The organism is Kitasatospora sp. NPDC059812, from assembly GCF_042732075.1.
GTDB lineage: Bacteria > Actinomycetota > Actinomycetes > Streptomycetales > Streptomycetaceae > Kitasatospora.
The window spans coordinates 16,409-31,490 of sequence record NZ_JBHWIO010000068.1; the positions used below are offsets into that span (position 1 = coordinate 16,409).

Sequence of the window (15,082 nt, forward strand, 5' to 3'; positions counted from 1 at the left end):
GGGGGGGGGGGCGCCGCCCCCGCGGGGGGGCGCCCCCCCGGGGGGGCGGCCGCCCCCCCCCCCCCCCGGGGGCCGCCCCCGGCCCCCGCCCACACCCCCCCCCCGGGGGCCGGTCCGTTGGCGCACCCGGGTGGGTGCGCCCTACGGGGAAACGTTCAGGCGCTCAGCGGGTAGCGCGCGTCCAGGTCCCGGAAGACCGCGCCGTTGAGCACGAAGGCCCGCTTGCACTCCTCGACCACCCGGCGCCGCTCCACCTCGTCCATCGCCAGCCCGGCCGCGTCCAGTCGGGCCCGGTAGTCGCGCTTGAAGGCGGCCGGGTTGTCGACCTCCTCGAAGACGTAGAACCGCACGCCGTCGCCCTTGCGCTCGAAGCCCCAGGTCTTCTCGGCGATGCCGCGGATGATCTGACCGCCGGACAGGTCGCCCAGGTAGCGGGTGTAGTGGTGCGCGATGTACCCGGCCGGCCACGTCTCGGCCAGTTCCTCCACCCGCGCGACGTACGCGGCGGTGGCGGGCAGCGGCGCCAGGCCGTCCTGCCAGTCCGGCCCGCGCAGGTGCGCCAGGTCGCGCTCGATGGCGGCGGTGCGCAGCAGCGCCCGGTCGATGAAGGGCCCGGCGAGCGGGTGCTCCGCCAGGTGTCCGGCGCGGCTCTCCAGGGCCCGGTAGACGTACCAGAGCTGGCCGGTGAGGTCGGCGTAGGCCTCGATGCCGAGCCGTCCGCCCAGCAGGTGGCTCATGAACGAGGACTGTTCCGCAGCCTCGTGCTCCTCGCTGCTGGCGGTGCGGAGCGCGGTGGAGAACGGGACGGGCTCGGGCGTGGGCATGCGGCCTCCAGGATCGGATTCGGCCCCGACTGTTTTGGTTAGCCTAACCTAACAAGCCGTCGTGGCGACAGGCTGTCGGCAAGACGGCCGCGCCCGGCCCCGGACACGGCGAAGGCCGGGGCCCGCGGACGAATCCGCGAACCCCGGCCTCCGGCTGCCCCGACCTACCTCGAACTGCTCAGAACGATCTGATCGAACGAGATCGGAACGACGGCTCAGTGACCGCCCTGCTCCGCCAGACGCTTGATCGAAGCGGTGACCTCGGCCTCGGCCTCGGCGCGGCCGACCCAGTTGGCGCCCTCGACGGACTTGCCGGGCTCCAGGTCCTTGTAGACCTCGAAGAAGTGCTGGATCTCCAGACGGTCGAACTCCGACACGTGGTGGATGTCCCGCAGGTGCTCCCAGCGCGGGTCGGTGGCCGGAACGCACAGCAGCTTGTCGTCGCCGCCGGCCTCGTCGGTCATCTGGAACATGCCGATGGCGCGGCACTTGATGAGGCAACCCGGGAAGGTCGGCTCGTCCAGGATCACCAGCGCGTCCAGCGGGTCGCCGTCCTCGCCGAGCGTGCCCTCCACGTAGCCGTAGTCGGCCGGGTAGCGGGTCGAGGTGAAGAGCATCCGGTCGAGCCGCAGCCGGCCGCTCTCGTGGTCGACCTCGTACTTGTTACGAGAGCCCTTCGGGATTTCGATAAGGACGTCGAATTCCAACGGTTCCTCCAAGGTAGGGACTGACAGAATCCAAGTGTCTCCTACGGGAGTGAGTGCTCGGGAAAGGGGCCGGTCGGTGGGAACAGGGGTCGGGGCGGCGCGCCGCCGCAGGGGGACGGCCGCCGGACTGTTCGGAGCGGCCCTGCTGGTCGCCGGGACGGTCCTGACCTCGGGCGGAGCGTACGCGCAGCCCTCCCCGGGCCCCGGCGGCCACAGCACCGAGCACGGCGAGGGCGACGGCCGGGGCGACGGCCGGGACGGCCGCGACGGTGGGAAGGGCGGTCGGGGGAGGGGCGACGGCAAGCCCGGACCGGGCGACACCCCGGCCACCCGCCCGGCCGAACAGCCCACCGCCCCCGGCACCGCCGCCGGCTCCACGCCCACCGGCACCGGCTCCACGGGCCCCACCGGCTCCACCCCCGCCCCGGGTGGCGGCGCCCGCCCCGCCCCCGCCCCCGCCCCCGGCGCCGTCCTGGCCACCGTCGAGGCCGGCGGCTCCGCCGCCGCACCCACCGCCCAGGGCCTCCAGCAGGCGCTCGCCGCCGCCGTCGCCGACAAGAGCCTCGGCACCGTCACCTTCGCCGTCGCGGACGCCGCCGGCGGCCAACTCCTGTACGGCTCCGGCGAGAACACCCCGGGCACCCCCGCCTCCACCACCAAACTGGCCACCGCGATCGCGGCCCTGTCGCTGACCCCCGGCGACACCCGGCTGACCACCCGGGTGGTCCGGGGCGCGGACCCCGGCACGATCACCCTGGTCGGCGGCGGCGACCCGACGCTCACCGCGCTGCCCGCCGACCAGGTCCAGATCGGTGGTCAGGCGGCCGATGCCGACACCGCCCCCGCCTCGCTCGACGCCCTGGCCCGGCAGACCGCCGCCGCCCTCAAGGCCGCCGGCACCACCACCGTCAAGCTCGACTACGACCTGTCGATGTACGCGGGCAATCCGCAGCACAAGAACCACGACGCGCAGAACATCGCCCTGGTCGTCCCGCTGATGGCCGACGAGGGCAGGGTGGACCCCAAGAGCCGCGACGAGGCGCCGGCCCGGGTCGCCGACCCGGCCGGGAAGGCCGCCGAGAGCTTCGCCGCCCTGCTCAAGGCCCAGGGCGTCACCGTCGACGGCACGGCCAAGCCCGCCGCCGCCCCGGCCACCCCCGCCGCCACCGTCCTCGGCCGGGTGGACTCGCCGACCGTCGCCCGGCTGGTCGAGCGCATGCTCACCACCTCCGACAACCAGCTCGCCGAGGCGATGGCCCGTCAGGCGGCCCTCGCCGCAGGCCAGCCGGCCAGCTTCGAGGGCGCCGCCACCGCCGTCACCCGGGAACTCGCCAAGCTCGGCGTGCCGATGACGGGCGTGTCCCTGAACGACGGCAGCGGACTGCACCCGGGCAACGCCGTCCCGCCGGCCGTCCTCGTCCAACTCCTCGCCCTGGCCGCCTCCGACCAGCACCCGGCCCTGCGCCCGGTCCTCACCGGCCTGCCCATCGCCGGCTTCACCGGCACCCTCGGCAAGCGCTACGGGAGCGGTTCGGGCGCCGCCGCCGCGGCCGGCCTGATCCGCGCCAAGACCGGCACCCTCAGCGGCGTCAACACCCTCGCCGGCACCGTCGTCGACGCCGACGGCCGCCTTCTGGCCTTCGCCGTCATGACCCGCACCACGGCCCCCGCCGACACCGCCCGCGCCGCCATGGACCGCATCGCCGCCCGCCTCGCCACCTGCGGCTGCCGCTGACCCGCCCGCGCCCCCGCCCCGGGCCCCGCCGGGGGCGGGGTGAGGGTGTTCGTCGCGGGTGGCTGCCGCTGGTGGGTGGGAGCACGTACGGTGAGGGCATGACGAGCGCGAGTGGCGGTGCTGGCATGGTCGACTGGAATCTCGCGGTCGCAACCGCGACCAGGTTGGTGCGGCCGGGGCCGGAGGTGAGTCGGGCGGAGGCGGCGGCCGTGGTCGCCGAACTGCGCCGGCACGCGCTGGAGGCCGAGGAGCACGTCCGGGCGTTCACGGGGATGCGGTCGAGCAGTCTGACGGCGGCCACCGCGACGCCGGTCCTGGTGGTGGACCGCCCGGGCTGGGTGCGGGCGAACGTGGCCGGCTTCCGCACGGTGGTCCAGCCGCTGGTGGAGAAGCTCCAGGCGCGCCGGGCGAGCAGCCCGACGGCGGGGGTGTTCGGCGCGGTGGGGGAGAAGGCCACCGGCATCGAGGTGGGCGCGCTGCTGGCATTCCTGGCCGGGAAGGTGCTCGGCCAGTACGAGACCTTCGCCCCGGCGGAGCCTTCGCTGGAGGCCCCGGACAGCCCGGCGGCGCTGTTCGACAAGCCGCGGCTGGGGCCGGAGGGCCCGGGGCCGGGCCGGCTGCTGCTGGTGGCGCCGAACATCGTGCACGTCGAGCGGGAGCTGGACGTCGACCCGTCCGACTTCCGGCTCTGGGTCTGCCTGCACGAGGAGACGCACCGGACGCAGTTCACCGCGGTGCCGTGGCTGCGCGACCACATCCAGTCCGAGGTGCAGTCCTTCCTGGCGGAGACGGACGTGGATCCGGGCGCCCTGCTGGACCGGCTGCGGGACGCGGCGGGTTCGCTCGGCGGTGGGCTGCCGGGTGTCGGGGGCCGGGAGGGCGTGCCGTCGGCGGGGCTGATGGAGGTCGTCCAGTCGCCGGCGCAGCGCGAGATCCTGGGCCGGCTGACGGCGGTGATGTCGCTGCTGGAGGGCCACGCGGACGTGGTGATGGACGGGGTCGGCCCGGCGGTGGTGCCGACGGTGGCGGAGATCCGGGAGAAGTTCCAGCAGCGCCGGGACCGCGGGGCGAACCGGCTCGACCTGCTGTTGCGCCGGCTGCTCGGCATGGACGCCAAGCTGCGCCAGTACCAGGACGGCGCGGTGTTCGTGCGCGGGGTGGTGGAGCAGGTCGGCATGGAGGGCTTCAACCGGGTCTGGACCTCCCCGAACACGCTGCCGACCAAGGAGGAGATCCACGATCCGGCCGCCTGGGTCGCCCGCGTCGCCCGCTGAGGCGGGCGCGGACGGGGCTCGGACCCCAAGCGCCGCGCGGTGGTCGGTGGTGGTCAAACCCGCTCGTACGAGTGGTCCAATCGGGCAGCCGGAGGGTGAAGATACGTTTCTCCATTCACCCGAACGTGGGACGGTGGTCGTACCGGTGGCGCGGGTGGCGTAGCGGGGTGCTCCTTTCTGCCACCATCTGTGAGCGCCCGGTAACAGGGCGCTCATGAAGCTGCGCGGCCCAGCCGCGCGAGCCGCCGTCCTGTCCCCTCCGTCGAGGAGTCGTCCGCCGTGGGTCCACACCCCGCAGTCGCAGCGATACGCCTGGCCGTCCGCCGCACGCTCACCGACCTCGCCGCCGAGGCCGGTACCACCTTCACCGCGCCCGTGCGCGAGCCCCGCGAGCGCCCGGCCGGGGCGCCCCTGGTGGGCGCCGCCGTCGGCACCACCCTGATCGGCAACGCCGCCCGGCACCCGTCCGGACTGCCCCGGACCCCAGCGGCCCCCGGCTCCCCGCTGGTGCTGGTCGCCGTCAGCGGCGGCGCCGACTCGATGGCGCTGGCCATCGCCGCCGCCTTCGAAGCCCCCAAGATCGGCCTGCGGGTCGGCGCCGTCACCGTGGACCACGGCCTGCAGCCCGGCTCCGCCGACCGGGCCGCCCAGGTGGCCGAACGGCTGCGCTCGCTCGGCCTGGACCCGGTCGAGGCGATCCCGGTGCGCGTCGGCCGGTCCGGCGGCCCGGAGGCCGCCGCCCGGGACGCCCGCTACGCGGCCCTGGACGCGGCCGCCGAACGGCTCGGCGCGGTCGCAGTGCTGCTCGGCCACACCCGGGACGACCAGGCCGAGACGGTGCTGCTGGGCCTGGCGCGTGGTTCGGGCTCCCGCTCGCTGGCCGGGATGCCGGCGCAGAAGGGCCGCTACCGCCGCCCGCTGCTGGAGCTGGACCGGGCGGCCACCCGGCAGGCCTGTTCCGCCCAGGCGATCCCGGTCTGGGACGACCCGCACAACTGTGATCCCGCCTACACCCGCTCCCGGGTCCGGCACGAGGTGCTGCCGGTGCTGGAGAAGCACCTGGGCGGCGGGGTGGTCGAGGCGCTGGCCCGCACCGCCCGGCTGTTCCGCGACGACGCGGACGCCCTCGACCAGTGGGCCTCCCTGGCCGAACGCGACCTCCGGACGGGTGAGGGCGCCCTGGACGCCGTGAAACTCGCCGAACTCCCGCCCGCGGTCCGCCGCCGGGTGCTGCGCCGGGCCGCGCTGCGGGCGGGCTGCCCGGCCGGGGACCTGTTCGCACGGCACCTGGAGACGATCGACCTGCTGGTCACCGGATGGCGCGGCCAGGGGCCGCTGCACCTACCCGGGGGCGTCGAGGCCACCCGCAGGTGTGGCACGCTGGTCTTTCGGCGGCAGGGCGACTGACGGACGGGCATGTCCCGGGGTAGTCGGCCGCCGGCCACACAGACCCCGAACGTTTGAGGACGTATCCCCGGTGGACCAGAACGACATGGGCGCTGACCTCGCGAAGGTGCTCATCAGCAAGGACGAGATCGACGCCAAGCTCCTGGAGCTGGCCGAGCGCATCGACCGGGACTACGCAGGCAAGGACCTGCTGATCGTCGGCGTCCTCAAGGGGGCTGTGATGGTCATGGCCGACCTCGCCCGGGCCCTGCACTCGCAGGTCACCATGGACTGGATGGCGGTGTCCTCCTACGGCATGGGCACCAAGTCCTCCGGCGTGGTCCGCATCCTGAAGGACCTGGACACCGACATCGCCGGCCGGGACGTCCTGATCGTCGAGGACATCATCGACTCCGGTCTGACCCTGTCCTGGCTGCTGGGCAACCTGAGCTCGCGCGGCCCGGCCTCGCTGGAGGTCTGCGCCCTGCTGCGCAAGCCGGACGCGGCCAAGGTCGAGATCGACGTGAAGTACGTCGGTTTCGACATTCCGAACGAGTTCGTGGTCGGCTACGGCCTGGACTACGCGGAGAAGCTGCGTAACCTGCCCTTCATCGGGACGCTCGCCCCGCACGTCTACGGGGGCTGAGGACTCCGTTCGGGCTACGGATGGGAACAGGAGCCGGTTCCCGCCCGTTGGACCGGGGGGACCAAGAACGACGGCCGTGTCGCTGCGCTCCCGCCATGCGCGGGTGTGACTGCGGTACGGTCCATTAAAACCGCTCTTCACATGAGCACCGACCAGGATGCGCCGGCGGCACCCAGCCCGCGGCGCCGCTGAGTGGCAGGAGGGACGGGGCGGCAACGCCCCGCATGGATGGACGTCAAGCGATACTTCCGTGCGCCGATCATGTGGATCGTGCTGGCCGTCCTCGCCGTCATCGTCTTGATGCAGGTCGTTTCGGATTCGAACGGCTACAAGACGGTGGACACCGGTCAGGTCGTCGCGGCGATCGACGCCAAGCAGGTCAAGTCGGCGCAGATCACCACTGGTGACTCGAACACGATCAAGATCCAGCTGAAGGACGGCGCCACGCTGTCCAACGCCGGTACCGGCAAGACGCCGTCCGGCAGCAAGTTCCAGGCCTCGTACATCGGCGACCAGGGTGTTGCGATCGCCGACAAGCTCCAGGCCCAGATCAACGACAACGACCAGAGCACGCTCGCCGAGGGCTACACCATCAGCCCCGAGAAGCAGAGCACCTTCGTCAGCCTGCTGCTGTCGATGCTCCCGATCGTCATCATCGTCCTGGTCTTCCTGTTCCTGATGAATCAGATGCAGGGCGGCGGCTCCCGGGTCATGCAGTTCGGCAAGTCCAAGGCCAAGCTGCTCACCAAGGACACCCCGAAGACGACCTTCGCGGACGTCGCGGGCGCCGACGAGGCGGTCGAGGAGCTCCACGAGATCAAGGAGTTCCTCCAGGAGCCGGCCAAGTTCCAGGCCGTCGGCGCCAAGATCCCCAAGGGTGTGCTGCTCTACGGCCCGCCCGGTACCGGCAAGACCCTGCTGGCGCGTGCCGTCGCGGGCGAGGCCGGGGTGCCGTTCTACTCGATCTCCGGCTCGGACTTCGTCGAGATGTTCGTGGGTGTCGGCGCCAGCCGCGTCCGCGACCTCTTCGAGCAGGCCAAGGCGAACGCCCCGGCGATCGTCTTCGTCGACGAGATCGACGCCGTCGGCCGGCACCGCGGTGCGGGTCTGGGCGGCGGTCACGACGAGCGCGAGCAGACCCTCAACCAGCTGCTGGTCGAGATGGACGGCTTCGACGTCAAGGGTGGCGTGATCCTGATCGCGGCCACCAACCGCCCCGACATCCTGGACCCGGCGCTGCTGCGCCCGGGCCGCTTCGACCGTCAGATCTCGGTCGAGCGCCCCGACCTCCAGGGCCGGCTGGACATCCTCAAGGTGCACCAGAAGGGCAAGCCGATCGCGCCCGACGTCGACCTCTCGGCCGTCGCCAAGCGCACCCCCGGCTTCACCGGCGCGGACCTGTCGAACGTCCTCAACGAGGCCGCTCTGCTGACGGCCCGTTCGGACAAGAAGCTGATCGACAACGGCATCCTGGACGAGGCGATCGACCGCGTCGTGGCCGGTCCGCAGAAGCGCACTCGGATCATGTCCGAGCGGGAGAAGAAGATCACCGCGTACCACGAGGGCGGCCACGCCCTGGTGGCGGCGGCGTGCCCCAACAGCGACCCGGTGCACAAGATCACGATCCTCTCGCGCGGCCGGGCCCTCGGCTACACCATGGTGCTGCCGGACGAGGACAAGTACTCCACCACCCGCAACGAGATGCTCGACCAGCTGGCCTACATGCTGGGCGGGCGCGCGGCGGAGGAGCTGGTCTTCCACGACCCGACCACCGGTGCGTCGAACGACATCGAGAAGGCCACCGCCACCGCCCGGGCCATGGTGACCCAGTACGGCATGACCGAGCGGCTCGGCGCCATCAAGTTCGGCTCGGACAACGCGGAGCCGTTCCTGGGCCGTGAGATGGGCCACCAGCGCGACTACTCGGAAGAGGTCGCCGGGCTGGTGGACGAAGAGGTCAAGAAGCTCATCGAGAACGCGCACAACGAGGCCTGGGAGATCCTGGTCGAGAACCGCGACGTGCTCGACAACCTGGTTCTGGAGCTCCTGGAGAAGGAGACCCTGAACAAGGAGCAGATCGCGGAGATCTTCGCCACGATCGTCCGGCGCCCGGCCCGGCCGGCCTGGACGGGCTCGTCCCGTCGCACGCCGTCCACCCGGCCTCCGGTGCAGTCCCCGAAGGAGCTGGCGCTCACCAACGGCGCCGCCGCGATCGACACCGCCCCGGTGGACATCGTGAAGCTCCCGCCGCTGCCGAGCACGGAGCCGCCCGCCGAGGGCTGATCCCGCGCACCGTACGGAATGGATGCCGCGTCACCGGGGTTTGTACCCTGGAGACGCGGCATCCGTGCTGTTCAGCAAAGTCGTCCCAAGTAAGCGAGGCCCGCATGATCGACCCGGTGACGCTCGACGGTCCACCCACCGTCGGGACCTTCGACCAGAAGCGGGCCGAGAACGCCATCCGCGAGCTGTTGCTCGCCGTGGGTGAGGACCCGGACCGCGAGGGGCTGCTGGAGACCCCGGCCCGGGTCGCGCGCGCCTACAAGGAGATATTCGCGGGCCTCTGGCAGGAGCCCGAGGACGTCCTCACCACCACCTTCGACCTCGGGCACGACGAGATGGTGCTCGTGAAGGACATCGAGCTGACGTCCGTCTGCGAGCACCACCTGGTGCCGTTCCGCGGCGTGGCGCACGTCGGGTACATCCCGTCCGCCAGCGGCAAGATCACCGGCCTGTCCAAGCTGGCCCGGCTGGTCGACGTCTACGCCCGCCGCCCCCAGGTGCAGGAGCGGCTGACCAGCCAGGTGGCCGACGCGCTGATGCGGATCCTGGAGCCGCGCGGGGCGATCGTCGTGGTCGAGTGCGAGCACATGTGCATGTCGATGCGCGGCATCCGCAAGCCCGGCGCCAAGACCATCACCTCGTGCGTCCGCGGCCAGCTGCGCGACCCGGCGACCCGGGCCGAGGCGATGAGCCTCATCATCGGCCGATAGCGCAACGGCCGGCCGGTCCCTCGGACCGGCCGGCCGTCGCCTGCCCGCGCCACCCGCCCGCGTCAGCCGAGCCGCTCGCCGATCCACTCCAGCGAGGACGGCAGCTCACGGGTCCAGCTGTCGAAGTTGTGGCCGCCGTCGTCCAGGTAGAGCGAGTCGACCTTGAACTGCGGGTTGGCCGCGGCGACCTGCTGGGCGTGGCCGACGAACTGGAGGGTCTGCGCGAAGTCGCCCTCCTTGCGGGAGGAGACCACCAGCAGCGAGAGGGCGGGGGCCGGGAGGTTCGTCAGCCGCCAGTCGAGGTCGCTCTGCTGCGCCAGGGCGGCGTCGCCGGCGAACAGGTCGCCGCCGGTGAACTGGTCCTCCTTGACCTTGTACTCGCTGTGCAGGCCCACCCCGCTGCCGTAGACGTTCGGGAAGCGCATCGCCAGCCGCAGCGCGCAGCTGCCCCCGGTCGAGTAGCCGAAGACGGACCAGGAGGCGGCCGAGCGGCCGGTCCGGTAGGCGGTGCGGAGCGCCTCCGGCAGGTCCTTGGTGAACCAGGTCTCGGCGCGCGGGCCGCCGGGGACGTCCACGCACTCGGTGTCACGCGGTGGGGCGACCGTCGGGCGGGCCATGACCACGATGGTCGGCGGCATCTTGCCGGACTTCTGCAGCTCGCCCGCGGTGCGCAGGACGGGCAGCTCCTTGATCAGGTTGAGCGTGGTGCCGGGGAAGCCGGAGATGGCGACCAGGACGGGGAAGCGGACCAGGGCGAACTTCGGGTCGAAGTACTCGGGCGGCAGGTAGACGAACAGCTGGTCGGACAGCCCGGTCTCCTTGCCGGTGACCCGGACCGATTCGACCTTGCCGGTCTCCTCGGGCGGGCCCTTGGGCAGGTCGGTGACGGTCTCCAGACCGCCCTCGGTGGTCGGCTGGACCGGCGTGTCCGAGGCCGAGGTGCCGCCCTTGTGGTTCTCGTTGCTGGTCAGCGCGAGCTTGGTGCTGCCGGGGCTGAGCAGGTCGTCCCACGAGGTGTAGAACCCGAAGGAGTTGTTCACCGCCAGCGCCAGCACGGCCACGACCGCGACTTGAGTGACGGTCAGCAGGCCGATCCGGCCGAGGACGGGCAGCGGGCGCTGGCGCGCCAGCCGCGGCCAGAGCCACAGGGTGGTGACGAGAGCCGCGGCGCCGAGTGCGAGCAGCGAGTTCACCAGTGCGTCGCTGGTCAGTTCCATGCAGTCGGCCTTCCGATGGGACACTGTCGGTGCACGCCTCATCGTCTGGCGGCCCGTCAGCTCCGGCCACCGCGACTAGGCTGTCCGGATGCCCGGGCGAGCTGGGAGGGCGGGGGGAGCCGCAGGCAACCGGCGCCCTAGAATGCGGCGTCCACCGTACGTACGGCGTACCGGAGGACCCTGCCGCGCCACGCGGCGGCAGGGCTTCGGCTCCGTCCCCGGCTCCACCGCAGCGCGCCCACGGCACCGGTTTACCGACCGTTTCCGGATCCTTGGTATGCGCATTGCCTGATGAAGGAAAAGGCATTGAAGGTCCATCACACGTGCTCCCCCGGAGTGACCGGACGGCGTCCCGCAGCCTCTACGCTGAGCTTCCATGAGCGTTCCCGTGTCCGTTGAGCCGAGCCCCGAGCAGCCGCGTCGTCGACGCGGCCTGCAGACGCTTCGCACCCAGGCGGCGGCCGTTCCGAGGGCCTGGCTGCCCCGCGCGGTCGGGTACGCCTGTCTGCTGATCGGCCTGGTCGACATCGCCAGCGCGGTGTTCCCCAAGCTCCGGCACTCCAAGATGCACACCTTCACCGGGCAGCTGCCCGGCGGCACCACCTCGCTGGCCGCGGTCGGGACGATGATGGTCGGCCTGCTGCTGGTGCTGCTCGCGCACGCGCTGCGCCGGCGCAAGCGGCGGGCCTGGCGGGCGGTGTGCGTGCTGCTGCCGGTCGGCGCCGCGCTGCACATCGTGCGCTGGCACCAGGTCGGCCCGGCCGTGGTCTCGCTGGCGGTCTTCGTGGTGATGCTGGTGCACCAGCGCGAGTTCTACGCCAAGGCCGACCCGCGCACCCGCTGGCGGGCGCTGGTCAACCTGATCGTGATGGGCGCCGTCAGCGTGCTGCTCGGCCTGCTGATCGTGAGCACCCGGACCAAGTACGAGATCGGCTACCCGGCCCTGCCCGAGCGCCTCCAGCACGTCGTGTACGGGCTGTTCGGCTTCGAGGGGCCGATCCGGTACAACAACGTCCGGATGTCCGACCTGGTCGCCTACCTGCTCGGCGGGCTGGGCCTGCTGACCGCCTTCACCACCGCCTACCTGGCGCTGCGCCCGGGCAAGCCCAAGCCGGAGCTGACCCCGGAGGACGAGGAGAAGGTCCGCGAGCTGCTCACCCGGCACGGCGAGCGCGACTCGCTCGGCTACTTCGCGCTGCGCCGCGACAAGAGCGTGCTGTTCTCGCCCACCGGCAAGGCCGCGATCTCCTACCGGGTGGTCTCCGGCGTGATGCTCGCCTCCGGCGACCCGGTCGGCGACGTCGAGGCCTGGCCGGGCGCGATCAAGGTGTTCATGGCCGAGGCCCGCGAGCACGCCTGGGTGCCGGCCGTGATGGGCTGCAGCGAGGTCGGCGGCGAGGTCTGGACCCGCGAGGCGGACCTGGACGCGCTGGAGCTGGGCGACGAGGCGATCGTCGACACCGCCACCTTCTCGCTCGCCGGCCGGGCCATGCGCAACGTCCGCCAGATGGTCAAGCGGATCGAGCGCAACGGCTACTCCTGCCAGGTGCGCCGGGTCCGCGACCTCAGCCCGGAGGAGAAGCACCGGATCGCCGACGCCGCCGCCCGCTGGCGCGGCACCGACACCGAGCGCGGCTTCTCGATGGCCCTCGGGCGCTTCGGCGACCCGCTGGACGACGACTGCGTGGTGGTCACCGCCCACAAGGCCCCGGAGGAGGGCGAGAGCGGCGACGACCTGAAGGCCGTGCTGCACTTCGTGCCCTGGGGGCCGGACGGCATCTCGCTGGAGCTGATGCGCCGCGACCGCGCGGCCGACCCGGGCCTGAACGAGCTGCTGATCGTCGCCGCCCTCCAGGCCGTGCCCGCGATGGGCGTGCGCCGGGTGTCGCTCAACTTCGCGATGTTCCGCTCGGCGCTGGCCCGCGGCGAGCGGATCGGCGCCGGCCCGGTGCTGCGGGCCTGGCGCGGACTGCTGGTGTTCCTCTCGCGCTGGTTCCAGATCGAATCGCTGTACAAGTTCAACGCCAAGTTCCAGCCCGAGTGGGAACCGCGCTTCCTGGTCTTCCCGAACACCCGGGACCTGCCGCGGATCGGCTTCGCCGCGATGCAGGCCGAGGCCTTCATCACCCTCGGCATGCCGCGCTTCGGCCGGCGGCGCCAGCGGGAGGGCCTGATGCCCACCCCGGGCGCCCGCGACGTCACCGAGGCCGCCTGAGGCACCGCCGCGACCAACGGGGCCCCCGCCGAGAATCCGCGGGGGGGGCCCCGTTCGATAATGGGCACATGAGCAACTCGCCGTCCTTCTCGCTGCCGGCCGGACTGCCGCGGCTCGACCGCTGCGCCGTGATGGGTGTGGTCAACGTCACGCCCGACTCCTTCTCGGACGGCGGCCTCTGGCACGACCCCGCCAAGGCGATCGCGCACGGGCTCGCCCTGCGCGCCCGCGGTGCGGACCTGGTGGACGTCGGGGGCGAGTCCACCCGGCCCGGCTCGCAGCGGGTGCCCGAGGAGGAGGAGCTGCGCCGGGTGCTGCCGGTGGTGCGCGAGCTCGTCGCCGCCGGGGTCGTGGTGTCGGTCGACACCATGCGGGCCTCCGTCGCCGAGCAGGCCGTGGCGGCCGGTGCCGCGCTCGTCAACGACGTCTCCGGCGGGCTCGCCGACCCGGCGATGGCACAGGTGGTCGCCGACACCGGCGCGCCCTTCGTGGTGATGCACTGGCGCGGCCAGTCCGCGGACATGGAGCGGCTGGCGGTCTACCGGGACGTGGTGACGGACGTCGTCGCCGAGCTGGCCGTCCGGGTGGACGCGCTGCTGGCGGCCGGGGTCAAGGAGGACCAGCTGATCCTCGACCCGGGGCTCGGCTTCGCCAAGACCCCCGAGCACAACTGGGCGCTGCTCGGCCGGCTGGACGCGCTCACCGCGCTCGGCCGTCCCGTCCTCGTCGCCGCATCGCGCAAGCGGTTCCTGGGTACGCTGCTGGCCGACCCGCAATCCGGGGCGCTGCGCCCGGCCCGGGAGCGCGACGACGCGACCGCCGCGGTGTCGGTGCTGTCGGCCCAGGCCGGCGCCTGGGCGGTGCGGGTGCACGACGTGTCCGGCACGGCGGACGCCGTCCGGGTGGTCGCGGCCTGGCAGCACGCGGCCCGGCAAGGGGTGAGGGAGGGTCTGTGACAGGTGACGGCAGGCTGAGCGGCGGAACGGCCGGCCAGGCCCGCGAGGCGGACCTGGAGGCGGTGCTCGCGGCGAACCAGGCGCTCTACCAGGCACTGGAGGAGGGGGACCTGGAGGCGGTCGAGGACGCCTGGCTGGGCGCCGCGGACGCGGACGACAAGGGCGGCGTGGTGTGCGTGCACCCCGGCTGGCCGGTGCTGCGCGGGCGGGCGCAGGTGACCCGCTCGTACATGCTGATCATGATGAACACGGAGTACATCCAGTTCTTCCTGACCGATGTCGAGGCCGAGGTCCACGGAGATGTGGCCCTTGTCACGTGCACCGAGAACATCCTCTCCGGCGGCGAGGCGGAGGAGGAGGGGGAACTCGGTCCGCTGGTCGGCGGAAAGGTCGTATCCACGAATCTGTTCCGCCGTACCCCGGGCGGGTGGAAGCTCTGGTCGCACCACGGTTCACCCGTTCTGACCAGCGGCGACGACGAGGACGAGGACTGATTCGGGCGGCCTTCGGAAAACGCCGCCGGGAGGTCGCCCGGGAATTCCCGAGTGGTCACCGAACGTTCACGTCAATCGCCATTCCGGTGCGCGTGGCGACGGTTCGTGCCGGGTAGGACGGTCAGACGTTGTCAGCGCCCGCGGGTAGATTCGAAACGGAGTGGCGGGTGTGCTGCCCGCCTTCGCCCCGCCCGTCCATGCCATTCTCCGGGTGGGGCCCGTCCGACTGGGAGCAGTGATTCGTTTGCTGGACCGCGTCACCCTGCGGGGGCTGCGTGCCCGGGGCAACCACGGCGTCTTCGAGCGCGAGCGCATCGAGGGCCAGACCTTCGTGGTCGACCTCGTGCTGTACCTGGACACCCGCCCCGCCGCGTCCGGCGACGACCTCACCCGCACGGCGCACTACGGCCTCGTGGCCGAGGAGGTCACCGCGATCATCGCCGGGGAGCCGGTCGACCTGATCGAGACCCTGGCCCAGCGCATCGCCGACCAGTGCCTGAAGCACGAAGCGGTCGAGGAGGTCGAGGTGACCGTGCACAAGCCCGACGCCCCGATCACCGTGCCGTTCGACGACGTGACCGTGACCATTCACCGGGGCCGCGCATGACCGCCGCCGTGCGCCCCGTTCCAGTTGC

13 protein-coding genes are annotated in these 15,082 nt (G+C 72.4%); 10 read left to right on the top strand and 3 right to left on the bottom strand.

Going from position 1 to position 15,082, the window contains the following annotated elements; genetic code table 11:
- Positions 1–155: 155 nt before the first annotated feature.
- Both ACFV6D_RS28110 and ACFV6D_RS28115 read right to left on the bottom strand, forming a co-directional pair.
- Positions 156–824, bottom strand: a complete 669-nt coding sequence (locus ACFV6D_RS28110) for a heme oxygenase (biliverdin-producing) (RefSeq protein WP_063348257.1) — start codon at positions 822–824, stop codon at positions 156–158.
- 215 nt (positions 825–1,039) lie between these two features.
- Positions 1,040–1,531, bottom strand: coding sequence for an inorganic diphosphatase (locus tag ACFV6D_RS28115; RefSeq protein ID WP_063348256.1), 492 nt, complete (start codon positions 1,529–1,531; stop codon positions 1,040–1,042).
- A gap of 76 nt (positions 1,532–1,607) precedes the next feature.
- On the opposite strand from ACFV6D_RS28115, the gene dacB reads away from it, so the two are divergent.
- The 6 genes from dacB to folE all read left to right on the top strand — a co-directional run bounded on the left by dacB (position 1,608) and on the right by folE (position 9,565).
- Complete coding sequence (gene dacB / locus ACFV6D_RS28120; protein ID WP_380561548.1) at positions 1,608–3,266, top strand: D-alanyl-D-alanine carboxypeptidase/D-alanyl-D-alanine-endopeptidase; 1,659 nt, start codon at positions 1,608–1,610, stop codon at positions 3,264–3,266.
- 98 nt (positions 3,267–3,364) lie between these two features.
- Positions 3,365–4,540 (top strand): zinc-dependent metalloprotease, encoded by a 1,176-nt coding sequence (locus ACFV6D_RS28125; protein ID WP_380561550.1) that lies wholly within the window; start codon positions 3,365–3,367, stop codon positions 4,538–4,540.
- A 279-nt stretch (positions 4,541–4,819) separates the two neighbouring features.
- Positions 4,820–5,947: a tRNA lysidine(34) synthetase TilS gene (gene tilS, locus ACFV6D_RS28130; RefSeq protein ID WP_363376734.1), complete on the top strand. Its 1,128-nt coding sequence runs from the start codon at positions 4,820–4,822 to the stop codon at positions 5,945–5,947.
- Positions 5,948–6,017: 70 nt separating this feature from the next.
- Positions 6,018–6,572 (top strand): hypoxanthine phosphoribosyltransferase, encoded by a 555-nt coding sequence (hpt, locus tag ACFV6D_RS28135; RefSeq protein WP_063348252.1) that lies wholly within the window; start codon positions 6,018–6,020, stop codon positions 6,570–6,572.
- Between the two features lie 228 nt (positions 6,573–6,800).
- Positions 6,801–8,855 (top strand): ATP-dependent zinc metalloprotease FtsH, encoded by a 2,055-nt coding sequence (gene ftsH / locus ACFV6D_RS28140; RefSeq protein WP_380561552.1) that lies wholly within the window; start codon positions 6,801–6,803, stop codon positions 8,853–8,855.
- A gap of 104 nt (positions 8,856–8,959) precedes the next feature.
- Entirely contained in the window at positions 8,960–9,565 is a 606-nt protein-coding gene (gene folE / locus ACFV6D_RS28145; protein WP_063348250.1) for a GTP cyclohydrolase I FolE, read from the top strand.
- 62 nt (positions 9,566–9,627) lie between these two features.
- Here folE and ACFV6D_RS28150 read toward each other — a convergent pair whose 3' ends face one another.
- A complete protein-coding gene (locus ACFV6D_RS28150) occupies positions 9,628–10,782 on the bottom strand; it encodes an esterase family protein (protein ID WP_063348249.1) in 1,155 nt (384 codons plus the stop codon).
- 376 nt (positions 10,783–11,158) lie between these two features.
- Between ACFV6D_RS28150 and ACFV6D_RS28155 the strand changes: the two genes are divergently transcribed.
- From ACFV6D_RS28155 to folB, 4 genes are all read left to right on the top strand, one after another.
- On the top strand, positions 11,159–12,997 hold the full coding sequence (locus ACFV6D_RS28155) for a phosphatidylglycerol lysyltransferase domain-containing protein (protein WP_363376732.1): 1,839 nt from the start codon (positions 11,159–11,161) through the stop codon (positions 12,995–12,997).
- A 68-nt stretch (positions 12,998–13,065) separates the two neighbouring features.
- Positions 13,066–13,953 (top strand): dihydropteroate synthase, encoded by an 888-nt coding sequence (gene folP / locus ACFV6D_RS28160; protein WP_380429855.1) that lies wholly within the window; start codon positions 13,066–13,068, stop codon positions 13,951–13,953.
- A complete protein-coding gene (locus ACFV6D_RS28165; RefSeq protein ID WP_063348246.1) occupies positions 13,950–14,447 on the top strand; it encodes a nuclear transport factor 2 family protein in 498 nt (165 codons plus the stop codon). The genes folP and ACFV6D_RS28165 overlap by 4 nt, the downstream gene beginning before the upstream one ends.
- 247 nt (positions 14,448–14,694) lie before the next feature.
- Positions 14,695–15,054, top strand: a complete 360-nt coding sequence (gene folB, locus ACFV6D_RS28170) for a dihydroneopterin aldolase (RefSeq protein WP_063351209.1) — start codon at positions 14,695–14,697, stop codon at positions 15,052–15,054.
- Positions 15,055–15,082 lie beyond the last annotated feature (28 nt).

Excerpts from the sequence above, each read along its gene's own strand:
- ACFV6D_RS28110 (WP_063348257.1), bottom strand. The coding sequence starts at position 824 with ATGCCCACGCCCGAGCCCGTCCCGTTCTCCACCGCGCTCCGCACCGCC.
- ACFV6D_RS28125 (WP_380561550.1), top strand. The coding sequence starts at position 3,365 with ATGACGAGCGCGAGTGGCGGTGCTGGCATGGTCGACTGGAATCTCGCG.
- ftsH (WP_380561552.1), top strand. The coding sequence starts at position 6,801 with ATGGACGTCAAGCGATACTTCCGTGCGCCGATCATGTGGATCGTGCTG.
- folE (WP_063348250.1), top strand. The coding sequence starts at position 8,960 with ATGATCGACCCGGTGACGCTCGACGGTCCACCCACCGTCGGGACCTTC.
- ACFV6D_RS28150 (WP_063348249.1), bottom strand. The coding sequence starts at position 10,782 with ATGGAACTGACCAGCGACGCACTGGTGAACTCGCTGCTCGCACTCGGC.
- ACFV6D_RS28155 (WP_363376732.1), top strand. The coding sequence starts at position 11,159 with ATGAGCGTTCCCGTGTCCGTTGAGCCGAGCCCCGAGCAGCCGCGTCGT.
- folP (WP_380429855.1), top strand. The coding sequence starts at position 13,066 with ATGAGCAACTCGCCGTCCTTCTCGCTGCCGGCCGGACTGCCGCGGCTC.